Genomic DNA, 16,079 nt, shown 5'->3' on the forward strand with positions numbered 1-16,079 from the left:
TGCAGCGCCTGCGCCGCTCGCTGCCGCCTTCACGTCCTCGCCGTCGCCGGCCAGCACCGCGATCACGTCGTTGACCGGGACGTCCTGCGTACCCTCAGGCACCAGGATTTTGGCGATGGTGCCCTCGTCGACCGCCTCGACTTCCATCGTCGCCTTGTCGGTCTCGATCTCCGCGATCACATCGCCGGACTTGACCTTGTCGCCCTCCTTCTTGAGCCATTTGGCCAGATTGCCCTTCTCCATGGTAGGCGACAGCGCGGGCATCAGGATGTTGATGGGCATGGTGACCTCACAAAGCTAACTTTTGCATGGCGGCTTCCGTCGCGTGAGGAAACCTGCCGGAATCGTGTGGGCGGATCGGTGTGGCCGGAAGAGCCTCAATTGCCGATATCGCCCTGCCAGGTGCGCTCGTTGGCGGGATCCGAGCGCCAGTTCTTCATCATGTCGATCGACCTCGTGTCGGCAAGATCGATGAAGGGAATGCCGAACTGCGTCAGGATGTCCTTGCTGCCCGGGAACGTCACGGACTCCCCGATCACCAGGAGCTTCAGCTTGAACAATCCGATCGCGCCGGCGCACATCGAGCACGGCGACAGCGTCGTGTACATGACCGTATCATGGAACGAGGTCAGGCCGGCGTCGCGCAGGCACGACATCTCGCCGTGCAGGATGACGTTCTTCTCCTGCATCCGCCGGTTATGGCCGCGCGCGATGATCTTGTCGTCGCGCGTCAGCACCGCGCCGATCGGCAAACCGCCCTCGGAGATCCCGATCTCCGCCTCGCGGATCGCCTCCGCCATGAAGTCGTAGTGGTATTGCTCGACGGTCACGATCGATGCCCCTGTTTCGATCGCGGCGTGGTGCTGCCCGGATCGGTCGGCCGCGCGACCTCAGCCTGGAACATGTCGATAATGCGGGCGAGCGCCTCTTCCTCGGTGTACTCGCTCTCGCGTGCATAGGCGCGTGCGGCATGGCGCGCGATGTCGACCAGCATCAGGCCCCACGTATCCGGCTCCTCGAAGGCGCGCTGGAACGCGATGGAAAGCCCGCCGTCGACGACAAAGGCGCGCAGCACCTCGATCGCGTCGTCGCGACCCATCACGTCAGGCGGTAATGGCTGTTCCTGCGGCCCTACCATGCGTCACCGGTAACAAACGGCCTTGGCGGCTTCCACCACCTCGGCGACCGAAGGCAAAGCCATCTTCTCCAGATTGGCCGCGTAGGGCATCGGCACGTCCTTGCCGGATACGCGCGTAACGGGCGCATCCAGATAATCGAAGGCATGCTCCATGATACGGGCGGCAACCTCGGCGCCGACGCCGCTCTGCTGCCAGCCCTCCTCGACCGTCACCGCGCGGCCAGTCTTCTTCACGGACTCGACGATGGTCTCGGTGTCCATCGGGCGCAGCGTGCGCAGGTCGACCACTTCGGCCTCGATACCTTCCTTGGCCAGCTCATCGGCCGCCTTCAGCGAATAGGTCATGCCGTTGGACCAGGAGATGATGGTGACGTGCTGGCCTTTGCGCGCCACGCGCGCCTTGCCGATCGGCACGATATAGTCGTCGAGCTTCGGCACCTCGCCGGAATGGCCGTACAGCACCTCGTTCTCGAGGAAGATCACCGGATTGGGATCGCGGATCGCGGATTTCAAGAGGCCCTTGTAGTCGGCGGCCGAGAACGGCGCGATCACCTTCAGCCCTGGGATGTGCGAGTACCAGGACGAATAATCCTGGCTGTGCTGGGCCGCGACGCGGGCGGCGGCGCCGTTCGGCCCGCGGAACACGATCGAGCAGCCCATCTGGCCGCCGGACATATAGAGCGTCTTGGCCGCCGAGTTGATGAGCTGGTCCATCGCCTGCATGGCGAAATTGAAGGTCATGAACTCGACGATCGGCTTGAGGCCCGCCATCGCCGCGCCGATGCCGATGCCGGCAAAGCCATGCTCAGTGATCGGCGTATCGATCACGCGCCTCGCGCCGAACTCCTGCAACAGCCCCTGGCTCACCTTGTAGGCGCCCTGATATTCGGCGACCTCTTCGCCCATCAGGAAGACATCCGGATCGCGCCGCATCTCCTCCGCCATCGCGTCACGGAGCGCTTCGCGGATGGTCTGCGTGATCATCTCGGTGCCGGCGGGCACCTCGGGCTCAGGCTCGCTGACGGCCTTCGGTGCGGCCGGCACTTTCTCTTCTGCCTTGGGCGCAGGTGCTTCGGCCTTGGCCTGTGCGGGAGGCGCGGACTCGGCAGCCTTCTCCTGCTTCGCGGGGCTTACGGCCTTGGCGAGATCGGCAGCACTCTCGCCGTCGGCCAGGATGGTTGCGATCGGCGTGTTGACGGCGACGTCGGCGGTGCCTTCCGGGATCAGGATCTGGCCGAGCGTGCCCTCATCGGTGGCCTCGACCTCCATGGTGGCTTTGTCGGTCTCGATCTCGGCGATGACGTCACCCGACTTGATCGGCTCGCCTTCCTTCTTCAGCCACTTGGCGAGGTTGCCTTTCTCCATCGTGGGAGACAGCGCAGGCATGAGAACTTGAATGGGCATATCGGCTCCCGGATACTCTTTCGTATTCAGTCTGCGCTTAGCGGTAGACGTCGGTGTAGAGCTCGGACGGATCGGGCTCGGGATCGTGCTGCGCGAAGTCGGCGGCGGCATTGACGATATCGCGCACCTCGGCGTCGATTGACTTCAAGTCCTGCTCGCTGACATTGGCGGCGAGCAGGCGGTTGCGGACCTGCTCGATCGGGTCATGGTCATGGCGGACCTTCTCCACCTCCTCACGCGTCCGATACTTCGCCGGATCGGACATAGAGTGGCCGCGATAGCGGTAGGTCTGCATCTCCAGGATATAGGGGCCCTTGCCGGCGCGGCACCAAGCGACCGCCTCGTCGCCTGCCGCCTTCACCGCGCGCACGTCCATGCCGTCGACCTGCCGGCCCGGAATGTTGAAGGAGGCGCCGCGCTTGGAGAAATCGGTTTGCGCCGAGGAGCGCGCCACCGAGGTGCCCATGGCATAGCGATTGTTCTCGATGATGTAGACCACCGGCAGCTTCCACAGCTCGGCCATGTTGAAGCTTTCATAGACCTGGCCCTGGTTGGCGGCGCCGTCGCCGAAATAGGCAAGGCTCACGAAATCGTTTTCACGGTAGCGGTTGGCGAAGGCGAGCCCGGTGCCGAGCGAGACCTGCGCACCAACGATGCCGTGGCCGCCGTAGAAGTGCTCGGCCACGCTGAACATGTGCATGGAGCCGCCCTTGCCCTTGGAATAGCCGCCGCGGCGTCCGGTCAGCTCGGCCATCACGCCCTTGGCTTCCATGCCGCAGGCCAGCATGTGTCCATGGTCCCGGTAGCCGGTTATGACCTGGTCGCCCTTCTTCAGGGTCATCTGCATGCCGACGACGACGGCTTCCTGGCCGATATAGAGATGGCAGAAGCCGCCGATCGCGCCCATGCCGTAGAGCTGGCCGGCCTTCTCCTCGAAGCGCCGAATCAGGAGCATGTCGCGCAGTGCCTTGAGTTCCTGCTCCTTGGTGAATTCCGGCGGGGAGCTGTCCCCCTTCTCCTGCCCTGCTTCCTTTGTGACGCTTTTCTTGGGTGCGGCCATGGCATTTCCGGATGAGAGGGGTGATTTGGCCCTCTCTATCCCAACTCAAACGGCCGGGGAAGGATTGCGTGATGTCGCACGGCAATTGCTATGCCGCAGTGCAGCGGAGATCAAAATATTACTATCGATTGATGCGTTTGTTCGGAATTTCATTGCGTGACAACGGCGCGGGCAGACGCCGCGCCGTCATCACGCCCCCGTATCAGAAGAAGCCGAGCTTCTTGGGGCTGTAGCTGACCAGGAGATTCTTCGTCTGCTGGTAGTGGTCGAGCATCATCTTGTGGGTCTCGCGGCCGATGCCCGACTGCTTGTAGCCGCCGAACGCCGCATGCCCCGGATAGGCGTGGTAGCAGTTGGTCCAGACGCGGCCGGCCTGGATCGCCCGCCCAAATCGGTAGCAGCGATTGGCATCGCGGCTCCAGACGCCGGCGCCAAGGCCGTAGAGCGTGTCGTTGGCAATGGCGAGCGCCTCCTCATCGGTCTTGAACGTGGTCACCGACACAACCGGGCCAAATATCTCCTCCTGGAAGATCCGCATCCGGTTGTTGCCCTCGAACACGGTGGGCTGGACATAGAAGCCGCCTTCGAGATCGCCACCCAGCATAGCGCGGGCACCGCCGGTCAGGAGCTTGGCGCCTTCCTTCTGGCCGATGTCGATGTAGGAGAGAATTTTTTCCAACTGCTCGTTCGAGGCCTGGGCGCCGATCATGGTGGCGGGATTGCGCGGGTCGCCCTGCTCGATCGCTGCGACGCGCTTCAGCGCCTTCTCCATGAAGCGCTCATAGATCTGTTCCTGCACCAACGCCCGGCTCGGACAGGTGCAGACTTCGCCCTGGTTCAGCGCGAACATCACAAAGCCCTCGATCGCCTTGTCGAGGAAATCGTCGTCTTCCGCCGCCACGTCCTTGAAGAAGATGTTCGGCGACTTGCCGCCGAGCTCGAGCGTGACCGGGATCAGGTTCTGGCTGGCGTATTGCATGATCAGCCGTCCCGTCGTGGTTTCACCCGTGAAGGCGATCTTGGCGATCCGCGGGCTCGACGCCAGCGGCTTGCCAGCCTCGAGCCCGAAGCCGTTGACGATGTTGAGGACGCCTGATGGCAGCAGGTCGGCAATGAGCTCGATCCACACCATGATCGAGGCCGGGGTCTGCTCGGCGGGCTTCAGCACCACGCAATTGCCGGCGGCAAGCGCGGGCGCCAGTTTCCAGCACGCCATCAGAAGCGGAAAGTTCCACGGGATGATCTGGCCGACAACGCCAAGCGGCTCATGAAAGTGATAGGCCACCGTGTCGTGGTCGATCTCGGCGAGACTCCCCTCCTGCCCGCGCACGACGCCGGCGAAATAGCGGAAATGATCGATCGCGAGCGGCACGTCGGCGGCGCGGGTCTCGCGGATCGGCTTGCCATTGTCCCAGGTCTCGGCGATCGCGAGCCGCTCCAGGTTCTCCTCCATGCGGTCGGCGATCCGGTTGAGGATGTTGGCTCGTTCCGCGACGCTGGTCCGCCCCCACGCGTCCTTGGCGGCATGTGCGGCATCGAGCGCGAGCTCGATGTCCTGCGCATCCGAGCGCGCGATCTTGCAGACCACCTTGCCGGTCACCGGCGAGGCGTTGTCGAAATACTTGCCCGAGCGCGGCGCGACCCATTTGCCGCCGATGAAATTGTCGTAGCGCTCCGCGAACGGGTTCGTCGATGTCGTGAGGAATTCAGGCTTGTTCATGCTTCACTCCCGCTGTTGTTTGATTGCTGACCATCGCCGGCTCATGCCGCGCGATGGCAGGAAAAACATGTCGGGCGGAAGCAAGGATGTCAGCGGGGTGGCATCAGAACACGACGCCAACCTGTCGCAGATTTGCGACACTCAGAACGCGGGGACCGACGCGTTTCATTCTGGAGGACGATAGGGCTGCGTGAGCTTCCAGAAACTTCTCTCGAAGCGCAGATAAACCGCGAGGACAGCGAGTGCCGCCATCCAACCTCCAGATTGCCCTTACCATTCTGAATCCGTAAGAGTAGTGCTCATCAAAAGGATTACCGGTTTGAGCACTTTAGATCCCAGTGACAGTTCTCAGCTTTCGGTTCTCGCCGAAGAGATTCGTCATTTCCGGAAGAAGAACAACTTCTCGCTCGAACAGCTCGCCGAGGCGTCCGGTGTCAGCCGCTCCATGATCTCCAAGATCGAGCGCTGCGAGACGGTTCCCTCCACGGTGATCCTGTCCAAGCTGGCGGAAGCTCTGGGCGTCACGTTCTCCCAACTGATGGCGCCCGCGGTCGAACGCGAGATCGTTTATATCCCGGCCGCCCGCCAGCCGATCCTGAAGGACGAGGAATCCGGCTTCCTGCGGCGGTGTATTTCTCCGGTGCTTCCCGGGCGCGGGATCGACTGGGCGCTCAACACGCTGCCGCCGGAAGCGGAAACCGGAACCTTCGTGGCCCATCGCCGGGGCGTGGAGGAGTACATCTTCGTGCTGCGCGGACGGATGCGGGTCTCGATCGGCGATCAGCGCGTCAATCTCAATCAGGGGGATTCCCTTTATTTCCAGGCGGATGCCGACCATTCGTTCCTCAATCTCGGCAAGACGCCATGCGAGTATTTCCTCGTGATCGACACCGCGAAGGTACGATCGTGATCCACTGAAGTGGAAACTAATCTCTTATCCGCGTCGTGATCCGCCCTGACCGATGCCGCGGCCAAAGCTGCTTTTTCAGTCACTTCGGTCAATTGATGGGCGTCGGCGCGCCGTCGCAGGCGCCTTGCCGTACTCGCATGCAGCGCCGAATTTGCGGGCTTTTTTGGCGCCAGCAGTCCAAATTCATCAAAGCATTCGAGCTTGCGAAAAAGCTCAGCGTTTTCGGCGGAGGAATTCCGGCACACCGCTTGCATCCACTACTTTAGAAAAATCTCTCATAAACGGGAAATGTGTTCCCCGGGGTTTTTTGAGGAGTTGGAAATGAGCATTGCTGCGACCATATCTGACGCCCGAACGGCTGGCTCCAAGATGCGATCGATCGTGATTGCGAGCAGCGTCGGCACCATCATTGAGTGGTATGACTTCCTGATCTATGCGACCGCTGCGGCGCTCGTGTTTAATAAGACGTTCTTTCCGACCATTGATCCGCTGACGGGAACGCTTGCCGCGCTCGGCACTTACGCCGTCGGCTTTGTGGCCCGCCCGCTAGGCGGCGCGCTGTTCGGGCACTTCGGCGACCGGATGGGGCGCAAGTCGATGCTCGTGCTCACGATGTTCATCATGGGCCTCAGCACGTTCTGCATCGGGTTACTGCCGAACTACGCCTCCATCGGTGTGCTCGCCCCCATCCTCCTGATCCTGCTGCGCATCATTCAAGGCATCGGCCTTGGCGGTGAGTGGGGCGGCGCCTCGCTGATGGTCATCGAGCATTCGCCCGCCGACAAGCGCGGCTTCTACGGCAGCTTCGTGCAGATCGGTTTTCCCATCGGCCTGGTGCTGGCGACGCTGGTGTTTGCGCTGGCGACGAAGCTTCCCGAGGCCGACTTCCAGGCGTGGGGCTGGCGCACTCCGTTCCTGGCCAGCGTCCTTCTGCTCGCGCTCGGTACGTTCATCCGCTCGCGGGTTCCGGAGACACCGGTCTTCGAGAAGATGAAGGCCACCGACTCGTTCTCGAAGAATCCGTTCGGCGAGGCTCTCGGCAAAAACTTCAGGACGTTCCTCATCGCCGTCGGCCTGAAGCTGTCCGAAGTGTCCTGGGTCTATATGCTCACGGTGTTCGTGGTCGTGTACGCCACAACGACACTGGCGCTGCCCAAGCAGATGATGCTCGATGCGGTGATGTATGCCGCATTGTTCGAGCTGATCACGCTGCCTCTGTTCGGCTGGCTGTCGGACAAGATCGGTCGCCGCGTGTTCTTCATCCTGGGCGCACTGTTCACCATCGCTTTCGCGTTTCCCCTGTTCTGGATGCTGGAAACCAAGAGCGTCGCCACGGTGACGCTGGCCATCATCATCGCCATGAATTTCGGGCACGGCATGATGTTCGGACTGGAATCCACCTACTTTCCCGAACTGTTCGGGCCGCGGGTTCGCTACAGCGGCGCTTCGTTCGGATTTCAGGCGGCGGCCGCCATCGGCGGCGGATTCTCGCCGATCATCGCTACGGCGCTGGTCGGTTACTTCGGCGGCACCGCGGGCGTCTCGGTGATGATGATCGGCATCGCCATCCTGACGCTGTGGGCGGCCTTTGCCGCGCGGGAAACCAAGGATGACACTATCGGCTGAAGCGGAAAAGCTCCATGCTGTTTGGAATCTTCATCTACGACGGCGTCGAGCCGATTGATCTCGCAACCTTCGGCGTGCTGTCCATGGCACGCCGGATCGTTCCTCGCATCCGCATCTGCACCATCGCGCCGAAGGCGGGTATCGTCCGCCTGTCCAATGGTCTCGACGTCATCGCGCAGTTCGGCATCGACGATGCGCCGGTGTGCGATGTCGTCATCGTGACCGGCGGTCCGGGATGGGAGCAGCAGGCCGTGTCGGAGACAACCCTGGACTACATCCGGCGCGTCCATGCCTCGACGCAGGTGGCCTCCGTCTGTACGGGCGGCATGATCCTCGCGGCCAGCGGCGTGCTCGACGGCATCGCCGCCACCACGAAACGCGCGATCGCGCCACCGGAGGTGTCACCGCTCGGGCGGATGCGCAGCACGTATCCGCAGATCGATGCGCAGGAGGCTCCCATCGTCGACAGCGGTGCGGTGGTGACGGGCGGAGGCGTGTCGCTCTGCATCGACACCACGCTGCACATCATCCAGCGCATGCTGGGTGAAGCCGTCGCCAGCGAAACCGCGCGCATCATCGAGTATCAGCGCGCACGCAAAGCCAACATGAACCGCGAGGAATTTCTCGCGGGATAGACCTCGACTCAAACGTCAGAAAAAGAAAGCGAAGACCACATGACTACCAAATTCCTCGTCAGCACCGACAAGGCCGCGCCCGCGGCCGGTCCGTATTCGCAGGCCGTGCGGACCGACCAACTCGTGTTTGCGTCCGGGCAGCTTCCGATCGATCCTGCAAGCGGGACGATTCCGGAGGGCATCGAACAGCAGACACGCCAGTCGCTGGCCAATTTGTCCGCGGTGCTGGAAGCAGGCGGCGCTTCCTTCGAGAGCGTCGTCAAGACCACGGTGTTCCTGAAGAACATGGACGACTTCGCCGTGATGAACGGGATCTACGCCGAGTTCTTCAGCTATGCGCCGCCGGCGCGTTCGACCATCGAGGTCGCGCGGCTACCGAAGGATGCGTTAGTGGAAGTCGAAGCCATTGCGCTACGCGCCAAAGGATAAGCCATGAACATGCGTTCGCCAGGGCGGCCGCCGCCGAAGATGATCGAGGCGTTCGCGCATCCCGCAGGTTCGGTCGCCGTCACCAAAGACGGCGGCGCCACGCAGTGGCGCGGCGTCCTGCTGCACATCCACATCGCGCCAAGCGCCAGCTACGAGATGGAGGAGCTTGCCGAGGCGGAATGCGTGGCCGGACGGGGGATCGTTGGCGACCGTTACTATAACGGTCTCGGCACCTATTCGCCGAAGCCTGATGTGCGCGAGCTCACGCTGATCGAGCAGGAAGCGCTGGATGCTATCTCCCGCAACGATCCTCCCTTGCAGCAGGCGCCGATCACGCTGGAGCCGCGCGACCACCGCCGCAATCTGACAGTGAAGGGCGTGCCGCTGAACCATCTCGTCGGGCGGCGTTTTCGCGTCGGCGACGTGATCCTGCGCGGCGGGCGGCTGAACTTTCCGTGCAAGTACCTGGAAGAGCTTTTGGGTCTGCCGGTCTTCCTCCCGCTCTACAATCGCTCCGGACTGAACTGTGGCATCGAGCGTGGCGGCATCATCCACCCAGGCGACAAGATCGAGTTGTTAAGCCCATGACAGCACGTTTGATCATGAAGCTGCGTGTTGAGAATCTGAGCTTCTCGACACCGGACGTTGTTCACCTGAAGCTCGTTCATCCCCTGCGGCCGGCTCTGCCTGAATGGAGCGCGGGTGCCCATGTCGACATGCGCCTGCCCGACGGGCGCGTGCGGCAATACTCCTTGTGTGGCGATCCAGCCGACACCGCGCGCTACGAGATCGCCATCAAACGGGAGGCGAACGGCCGTGGCGGCTCGGTGTGGGCGCACCAGACACTGAGAGAGGGCTGCGAAGTCCACATCTCCGCGCCGCGCAACAATCTTCCTCTAACGTCGGACGGCGAACGCTATGTCCTGATTGCGGGCGGGATCGGCATCACGCCGTTGCTGGCGATGGCGCGCAGCCTGAAGCAGTGGGGCAAGGCATTTACGCTCCACTATTGTGCGAGGTCGCCGTCCGAGGCGCCGCTGCTCGCTGAACTGGTGCAGGTCTGCGGCGATGATCTGCAATGCTGGTTCTCCAAACACGGCGAACGGTTCGATCCGGCAGTGATCGGTCCACACAGTCCCAGCACCCACGTCTACATCTGTGGGCCGCAACGGCTGCTTGATGCTGTGCAGTCGTCGCTGTCGGAATGGTCCGAGGAGCAGATTCACTGCGAACATTTTCAGATGACGGTGGATGAGAACTTCAAGCCCGAGCCGTTCGAGGCCACCGTGGCGTCCACCGGGCAGCGGATTCTGGTGCCTGCGGATAAGTCGTTGCTCGATGTGCTGCGCGAGCATGATTTCCCGCTGCCGTCGTCCTGCGAGATGGGCGTCTGCGGCTCCTGCGAATGTGGCTATCGCGACGGCATTGTCCTGCATCGCGACAAGGTGTTGCCGACGTCGAAGCGCCAGGACCGGCTGATGCTATGCGTCTCGCGCGCTCGGGTGAGTGTAACATTGGAGCTGTAGTGAAGGTTCCTTCACGCGCACCAAAGGAGGCGGCTTCATCGCAGCATCGGAACCTTCCCTTTGCAAGGTCGCCTCCTGTTTCAGAATCGATATGACATGCGGCTAGGCTTCGCCGCTTCTGACCCGTAGCCGATATGTGCGGCCGCGTCGTTGCCGTTGCCGCCCTCACCTTCCTTCGACCATTTCGACGAGTTGAATGAGATTGCCGCATGTATCGTCAAATACAGCCATTCTGACGGGGCCAGCATCCATCGGCTGTACTGTGAATTCGACACCGAGGTCGCGCAATCTCTCGAACTCTTTTTCGAGATCATCCACTTTGAAGGACGCTGCAGGAATCCCATCGTTCACAAGCGCAGATTTGTATGGCCCAACGGCGGGGTGCTCACTCGGCTCAAGCAGGAGTTCGGCTCCTTCCGGTGCCTCCTTCGACACAACAGTCAACCAGCGATGATCGCCGCCAAGCGGGATATCGTGCTTGACGATGAAACCCAGCTTCTCCGTGTAGAAATCCAGGGCTTTGGCCTGATCGTCAACGAAGACGCTCATGACATAGATTCTCATGTTCCACTCCCTTTTTTCAGATGCTTGTTGAGCCAGGCGTCGGCGGCTTTCCGCAGAGGCGCAGTGTCGAGAGTATGCATCTTGGTGCGCCCGCTCCAATGCGTCTGGACAAGCCCAGCCCTCTCCAGCATGTCGAGGTGCTGCGAGATCGTTTGTCGCGACAGGCTTCTGCCATCCTCTGCGACCGACGAAGCGCAGATCTCAAACAAGGACTGCCCGGGACGCTTCGCCAAGCGATCAAGGATGCGGCGACGCACGGGATCGCCGAGCGCCTTGAAGACATTGTCGAGCTGGTCGTCGTCCACCCGGATCAAAATGCAGTAATTTTACTGCATGTCAAGTTGCGCGTCGCAAGGGAGCAGCGACCATATGTCTCCGAGTGATGCGATGACGCGCGCAGCCTGACCGTATCGTTCGACCAGGAGTTCTGTCAGGCAAGCGACTACTGCTGCGCGACAAGTTGTCCTCGCGAAAATGGCTACCCTATGGTTGAAATTTGAGCTAAGCTATACGGATTGTCGCAGGGCAAAATTGCAGGACGCGAAGACAAAATTCGATTGTACCCAGAACATCAGCAAGGGCGATCCGCGGAACGATTTACCAGTCCGGGCTCGACCTCGCCGATCTCGGCCAATACCGGGGCTGCGATCGCGCAATTCGATAAGGCACCTGTAGTCGATCAGTCTGTCGTCGAAGAGGACGATCCCATTGCTGCGCCTGGACGCGCTGGAATGGGCCGATTTGTAGAGAAGCGTGCTGAAATACGCCGATTAAGTCACACCCATGCTTGCAGCGTGAACCAGCACACACACCGGCGACGGATCACGTTGTAAAATACACGGGCCGTTTTTTCTGCGTACGGCTGCGTACGGCATGGATAACAGTTCGGTTCATGCCGGTGTGCGCCTCAAAGGCCGAAGACGCAATCGCTTGCAAAATAGCTATTGGGTGACACGGGAGTGAAATAGACGGTCAAGGAAAGGACTACTGATCGTCTATCAGATGAAACAGTTTATTTGGCCCGACACTCACGCATGATCGGGCCTTACCAGTTGATTTGTGCCGGGGAGTCGTTTTGTGGACAACACGACGAAGCCGACCCTGCATGACACCCTGAAGCCTGATGTGGCGTCTCGCCCTGAAAGCCACAAGGTACAGGGCGATCTGGCTGCATCGGCCAACTACTTTGTTGTCGATCCGGTTTTCTTGGCCACTGCCTCAGTGCAGCCGTACCAACGGGCGCACCACGATCCGATCTTTCGGCCGCTTAGAATCTACACACTCGATCCAACGGCAAGTCGCCTGGATGGCGCAGTGGCTACGATAAACGTCCCATTCGAACAATTGAGCTCGGGTCCAGTGGGCAGCATCCTGGAAGTGGTCGATTGGGACCAAACGACCGGGCAGTCCAACGAGCCGGTGGACTTGGACAATCCTCGCATCCTGATGGAGAGCGGACGAGTCCCCTCGCCGTCCGACCCCATGTTCCGGCAACAAATGGTCTACGCCGTCTGTGCGTCCACCTACTATGCCTTCCGGCGGGCGCTTGGCCGCGATCCGTGCTGGGGCTTCCGTGCCAAGCCCGGCCAAGCTTATCCAAAGCTCAGGATTCGACCGCAGGCGTTCTGCGACCGCAACGCCTACTACGATCCGTCAGCAGGTGAACTCAAGTTCGGATACTTCAGTGCCGATGGTGACGTTCAGGGGCGCAGCCGCCCCCATGGCCGGGTCTTCACCAGCCTTTCACACGACATCATCGTGCACGAAATGACTCACGCGTTGCTGGATGGTCTCCGGACGCGCTTTCGGCTGCCGACCCACCCGGATGTCTCGGCCTTCCACGAAGGATTTGCCGACCTTGTGGCAATCCTCATGCACTTCTCATATTCGGATGTCGTTCATGCCGCGATTGAGCGGTCGGGCGCCAAGCTTGAGACCGATGAGCTGCTTCTGTCACTCGCTTCCCAATTCGGACATGCCACAGGTTCTGGCGGACCGTTACGCTCAGCGATCACTCTCGCTGGCCCTGGGCAGCACGAGGAACGCAGCATCGAACGGTATGACAAGGCTGGAGACGAGCCACACGAGCGCGGTTCGCTTCTGGTAACTGCGATCTTCGAAGCATTCGCGACGGTACTGCGGCGGAAGACGAAACGGTACCTTCGCCTGGCGCGTCTGGCTCCCGGTGAAGCTCCCGGCCCGGAGCTCGCCGGGATTTTCGCGGACCAGGCAAGCACATTGGCATCGCAGTTTCTTTCAATTTGCATACGTGCCATCGACTACTGCCCGCCGTTCGACCTGCGTTTTGGCGAATATCTGCGAGCCCTGATCACTGCGGATTTCGATCTCGTTCAAGACGATCCCTTCGGCTATCGCGAGGCCATCATCGATTCGTTCGCGCGCCGCCGCATCTACGCCGATGACGTGCCGGACCTCGCGGAGGATTCTCTGCTGTGGCGACCACCTGACAGAAAGATGGAACCGATCGAAGCCCTGCACTTCAAGGAGATGCGCTTCGCCGGCGATCCGGGACGAGCAGCCGATGAGACCGAGCTGCGACGCCAGGCCGAGGCACTTGGGGCCTATGTCATGCGGCCAGGATATGCACATGCGTTCGGCTGTGCCTTGCCAGGCGACAGCCGATTGGAGGGCGATCGCGTCGATCCGGCCGTTGTTGGTTCTATTCGATCCCTGCGTCGTGTCGGACCGGACCGGCAGGTCACCTTCGATACTGTAGCCGAGATCACCCAGCGGCGCTGGTGCAAGCAGAGCTCGAAAGCAACAAGTGAAGTTTTCGGCGGCTCTACCGTCATCCTGGGTCCGGATGGGCAAGTTCGCTACGTGATCCGCAAGAGCGTTACGGATCGACGCCGAATACAGGCACAAGCAGACTATCTTGACAGCAAAGGCGGCTCGAAAGGGTGGACGAAACGCGGAATGCGCCGTCACCTGCCACGATCGAGCAAATGCCATCTCTTCCAGCAGAATGTCGACGACGCCAGCAAGCAGCAACGAGGAGGAGGATAACATGTGCGATAGCGACCAGAAACTCCGCCAGGCTTTGATGAGAATCGCGGAGGTGGCTCAGACAGCCGTGGATAGCGGTCCGTATACGGACGAAGACGATAGCAAACCGCATGGCGAGACGATGCGAGGTTCCCATACCCACGCGGGTGGGAGAAACGCGCACTGTTCGATTAAGCAACTGCCCGATCGTCTGGTCGAGAAGGCCGCAAAGACCGCAATATCAATCAACCCCGTGAATCGGGTTAGCTTCGGCCCGATCGGCGCTGTGGCGCGCGGTCTGGTGCTCTCGCCGGCAGCGATTTCAGTTCTGGTTGGGAAGTATTGGGGCCCGCAGCAGCGGCAACTCACGGTCAGCTTTCTGGATGGCGGGCCAAGCGATCTGCGCCGCCGGATCATTCAGCACATGAATGCCTGGAACCAAACCGCCGGCATCTCGTTCGTGGAGACCCGCGGTGTCGGGAAGGTGCGTATCTCGCGGAATCAAGCCGGATATTGGTCCTATCTCGGCACCGACATTCTGCATATCCCCAGCAATCGGCCGACGCTGAACCTCCAGGGTTTCACGATGAACATGCCGGAACGCGAATTCCATCGTGTGGTTCGTCATGAAGCCGGGCACACGCTCGGCTTCCCGCATGAGCACATGCGTGAGGAGCTGGTTGCGCTCATAGATCCAGAGAAGGCGTACGATTTCTTCCTGCGCACACAGGGTTGGTCTCGCGAGATGGTGGACCAGCAGGTGCTGACACCGCTCAGCCAGGATACGATCATGGGCACCCCGCCGGACCAGGATTCGATCATGTGCTACCAGCTTCCGGGATCGATTACGAAAACCGGCGAGCCGATCCGGGGAGGCATAGACATCAACGCCACCGACGCCGCGTTCGCCGGGCGGATCTACCCGAAGGTGTCGGCTGAGCGTGCCCCGTCGATCCAGGCTGGGATGGGCCTCGCCGACGAATGGTCGCCATCGGAAGACGTCGAAGTGGACGAGGAAATGGTGCAGTAACGCTTTGGCGCACCTTATCGAGATCCAGGCATGCGACGCCCCCCCACCCGTGCTGCATGTGCGGGTGGGAGACTTGCTGCTATTCGGGGCAACCGGCGGGCGCGTTCTGGAAGGCGGGACGGCCGTCGAACTCGTGGGGGTCTTCTCGCCCGGCGTGGTCTCGGATGACGGCTGTGTGCTGAGCCCGGCCGGACCGCCGACCAGCGCGTTGTTTCGGGCGCTCCAATCCGGGCAGGCCCGCATCGAGGTGATCAGAGGGGATCCATGGCAGGCTACCCCGGAAACGCGGCAGATCGCGATTGTCGTCGCCGCCGCCTGACGATCAGCTATTGGGCGGAAAAGCTGTCTATGCCCTGCCCGATCGTCGCATCATAGCGACGCAGCGCTGCAACCTTGCTCCGCCGGCAGTTCCTCGGCATTCGGGTCGCCTGGGGCTGTCGCCCAGGCCAGTTCGACCAGTGTCACGATCCTTCGACCTGCACCGTCAAGCTGGCAGACGATAAGGCCCTGATCCTCGATATATGTCAGCAGACGTTGCGCGCGGCGTAACGAGTGTGAGCCATAGGCGCGCGCAATCGCTGCATCGCTGGGGCACGGCCGGCCCTCCTTCGCCGCGCGGGCGATCATCATGAAGACGCCCTGCATATCCTCCGGCAAAATGGAGGCGAAGCGAGACATCCTGCCACGCGTCATCCTCGACCAGATCGGAGCCGAGCCCGGCGCGGGCGCGCGTCAGCATGCGGCGGAAGTCGTTGAGGTCCGGCACCGCCGAACCGAGGCCCTCTATCCGGCAGCGGACCACGAACTCCTGATAGAGGACACCGATGGCGCGGAATCCCGCATCGGGCTCTGCAAGGACGGCGCTCAGGATACGGTCCACCTGCTCGCGCCGCTCGGCCAGCTCCTCATCGCTGATTGGCACCTCAATCGCTTCGGGACGGATATCCGGGACCGCGGACTTCGCCGCCCTGAGCTGTTCGAGAAGATCCGGCGCCGGCCGGCGCTGCGGCCGGCCAGCCTCGGGCGGCGGC

General features: G+C 61.7%; 17 protein-coding genes and 1 pseudogene. 9 read left to right on the forward strand and 9 right to left on the reverse strand.

Annotated elements, in window-relative coordinates; genetic code table 11:
- From CWO89_RS27395 to adh, 6 genes are all read right to left on the reverse strand, one after another.
- Positions 1–282: biotin/lipoyl-containing protein (locus CWO89_RS27395; RefSeq protein ID WP_130581729.1), on the reverse strand; the 282-nt coding region annotated here is incomplete at its 3' end.
- 95 nt (positions 283–377) lie between these two features.
- Positions 378–830: a nucleoside deaminase gene (locus CWO89_RS27400; protein ID WP_130581730.1), complete on the reverse strand. Its 453-nt coding sequence runs from the start codon at positions 828–830 to the stop codon at positions 378–380.
- A complete protein-coding gene (locus tag CWO89_RS27405) occupies positions 827–1,138 on the reverse strand; it encodes a DUF5076 domain-containing protein (RefSeq protein WP_130581731.1) in 312 nt (103 codons plus the stop codon). The genes CWO89_RS27400 and CWO89_RS27405 overlap by 4 nt, the downstream gene beginning before the upstream one ends.
- Before the next feature lie 3 nt (positions 1,139–1,141).
- A complete protein-coding gene (locus CWO89_RS27410; RefSeq protein ID WP_130581732.1) occupies positions 1,142–2,542 on the reverse strand; it encodes a pyruvate dehydrogenase complex E1 component subunit beta in 1,401 nt (466 codons plus the stop codon).
- Positions 2,543–2,579: 37 nt separating this feature from the next.
- Positions 2,580–3,602 (reverse strand): pyruvate dehydrogenase (acetyl-transferring) E1 component subunit alpha, encoded by a 1,023-nt coding sequence (pdhA, locus tag CWO89_RS27415; protein ID WP_130581733.1) that lies wholly within the window; start codon positions 3,600–3,602, stop codon positions 2,580–2,582.
- Positions 3,603–3,804: 202 nt separating this feature from the next.
- Complete coding sequence (gene adh, locus CWO89_RS27420; RefSeq protein WP_130581734.1) at positions 3,805–5,322, reverse strand: aldehyde dehydrogenase; 1,518 nt, start codon at positions 5,320–5,322, stop codon at positions 3,805–3,807.
- A gap of 319 nt (positions 5,323–5,641) precedes the next feature.
- On the opposite strand from adh, the gene CWO89_RS27425 reads away from it, so the two are divergent.
- From CWO89_RS27425 to CWO89_RS27450, 6 genes are all read left to right on the forward strand, one after another.
- Positions 5,642–6,232: a helix-turn-helix domain-containing protein gene (locus CWO89_RS27425; protein ID WP_245476613.1), complete on the forward strand. Its 591-nt coding sequence runs from the start codon at positions 5,642–5,644 to the stop codon at positions 6,230–6,232.
- A 321-nt stretch (positions 6,233–6,553) separates the two neighbouring features.
- Positions 6,554–7,858: an MFS transporter gene (locus CWO89_RS27430; protein ID WP_130581736.1), complete on the forward strand. Its 1,305-nt coding sequence runs from the start codon at positions 6,554–6,556 to the stop codon at positions 7,856–7,858.
- Between the two features lie 14 nt (positions 7,859–7,872).
- Positions 7,873–8,493, forward strand: a complete 621-nt coding sequence (locus CWO89_RS27435; RefSeq protein ID WP_130581737.1) for a DJ-1/PfpI family protein — start codon at positions 7,873–7,875, stop codon at positions 8,491–8,493.
- Positions 8,494–8,532: 39 nt separating this feature from the next.
- The gene (locus CWO89_RS27440) at positions 8,533–8,922 is read left to right on the forward strand and encodes a RidA family protein (RefSeq protein ID WP_130581738.1); all 390 of its coding nucleotides are present in this window, start codon (positions 8,533–8,535) and stop codon (positions 8,920–8,922) included.
- A gap of 39 nt (positions 8,923–8,961) precedes the next feature.
- The gene (locus CWO89_RS27445; RefSeq protein ID WP_207234584.1) at positions 8,962–9,510 is read left to right on the forward strand and encodes an MOSC domain-containing protein; all 549 of its coding nucleotides are present in this window, start codon (positions 8,962–8,964) and stop codon (positions 9,508–9,510) included.
- Complete coding sequence (locus CWO89_RS27450; protein ID WP_130581739.1) at positions 9,507–10,448, forward strand: PDR/VanB family oxidoreductase; 942 nt, start codon at positions 9,507–9,509, stop codon at positions 10,446–10,448. Before CWO89_RS27445 ends, CWO89_RS27450 begins: the two co-directional genes overlap by 4 nt.
- A gap of 165 nt (positions 10,449–10,613) precedes the next feature.
- On the opposite strand, the gene CWO89_RS27455 is transcribed toward CWO89_RS27450, so the two are convergent.
- Together CWO89_RS27455 and CWO89_RS27460 are read right to left on the reverse strand one after the other, a co-directional pair.
- On the reverse strand, positions 10,614–11,012 hold the full coding sequence (locus CWO89_RS27455; protein WP_130581740.1) for a VOC family protein: 399 nt from the start codon (positions 11,010–11,012) through the stop codon (positions 10,614–10,616).
- Positions 11,009–11,317 carry an ArsR/SmtB family transcription factor gene (locus tag CWO89_RS27460; RefSeq protein WP_130581741.1) on the reverse strand — a complete coding sequence of 103 codons (309 nt, stop codon included), beginning with the start codon at positions 11,315–11,317 and terminating at the stop codon, positions 11,009–11,011. The genes CWO89_RS27455 and CWO89_RS27460 overlap by 4 nt, the downstream gene beginning before the upstream one ends.
- A 772-nt stretch (positions 11,318–12,089) precedes the next feature.
- Between CWO89_RS27460 and CWO89_RS27465 the strand changes: the two genes are divergently transcribed.
- Genes CWO89_RS27465 through CWO89_RS27475 form a run of 3 tightly spaced genes read left to right on the forward strand, consistent with a single transcriptional unit; the run spans position 12,090 to position 15,367 of the window.
- Entirely contained in the window at positions 12,090–14,039 is a 1,950-nt protein-coding gene (locus CWO89_RS27465) for a gluzincin family metallopeptidase (protein WP_130581742.1), read from the forward strand.
- 1 nt (position 14,040) lies between these two features.
- Positions 14,041–15,048: a M12 family metallopeptidase gene (locus tag CWO89_RS27470; protein ID WP_130581743.1), complete on the forward strand. Its 1,008-nt coding sequence runs from the start codon at positions 14,041–14,043 to the stop codon at positions 15,046–15,048.
- A 4-nt stretch (positions 15,049–15,052) separates the two neighbouring features.
- Positions 15,053–15,367: a hypothetical protein gene (locus CWO89_RS27475; RefSeq protein WP_130581744.1), complete on the forward strand. Its 315-nt coding sequence runs from the start codon at positions 15,053–15,055 to the stop codon at positions 15,365–15,367.
- Positions 15,368–15,417: 50 nt separating this feature from the next.
- Here CWO89_RS27475 and CWO89_RS27480 read toward each other — a convergent pair.
- Positions 15,418–16,079: pseudogene (locus CWO89_RS27480) on the reverse strand (ATP-binding protein); the annotation flags it as partial.

Source organism: Bradyrhizobium sp. Leo170 (assembly GCF_004296405.1).
Classification (GTDB): Bacteria; Pseudomonadota; Alphaproteobacteria; order Rhizobiales; family Xanthobacteraceae; genus Bradyrhizobium.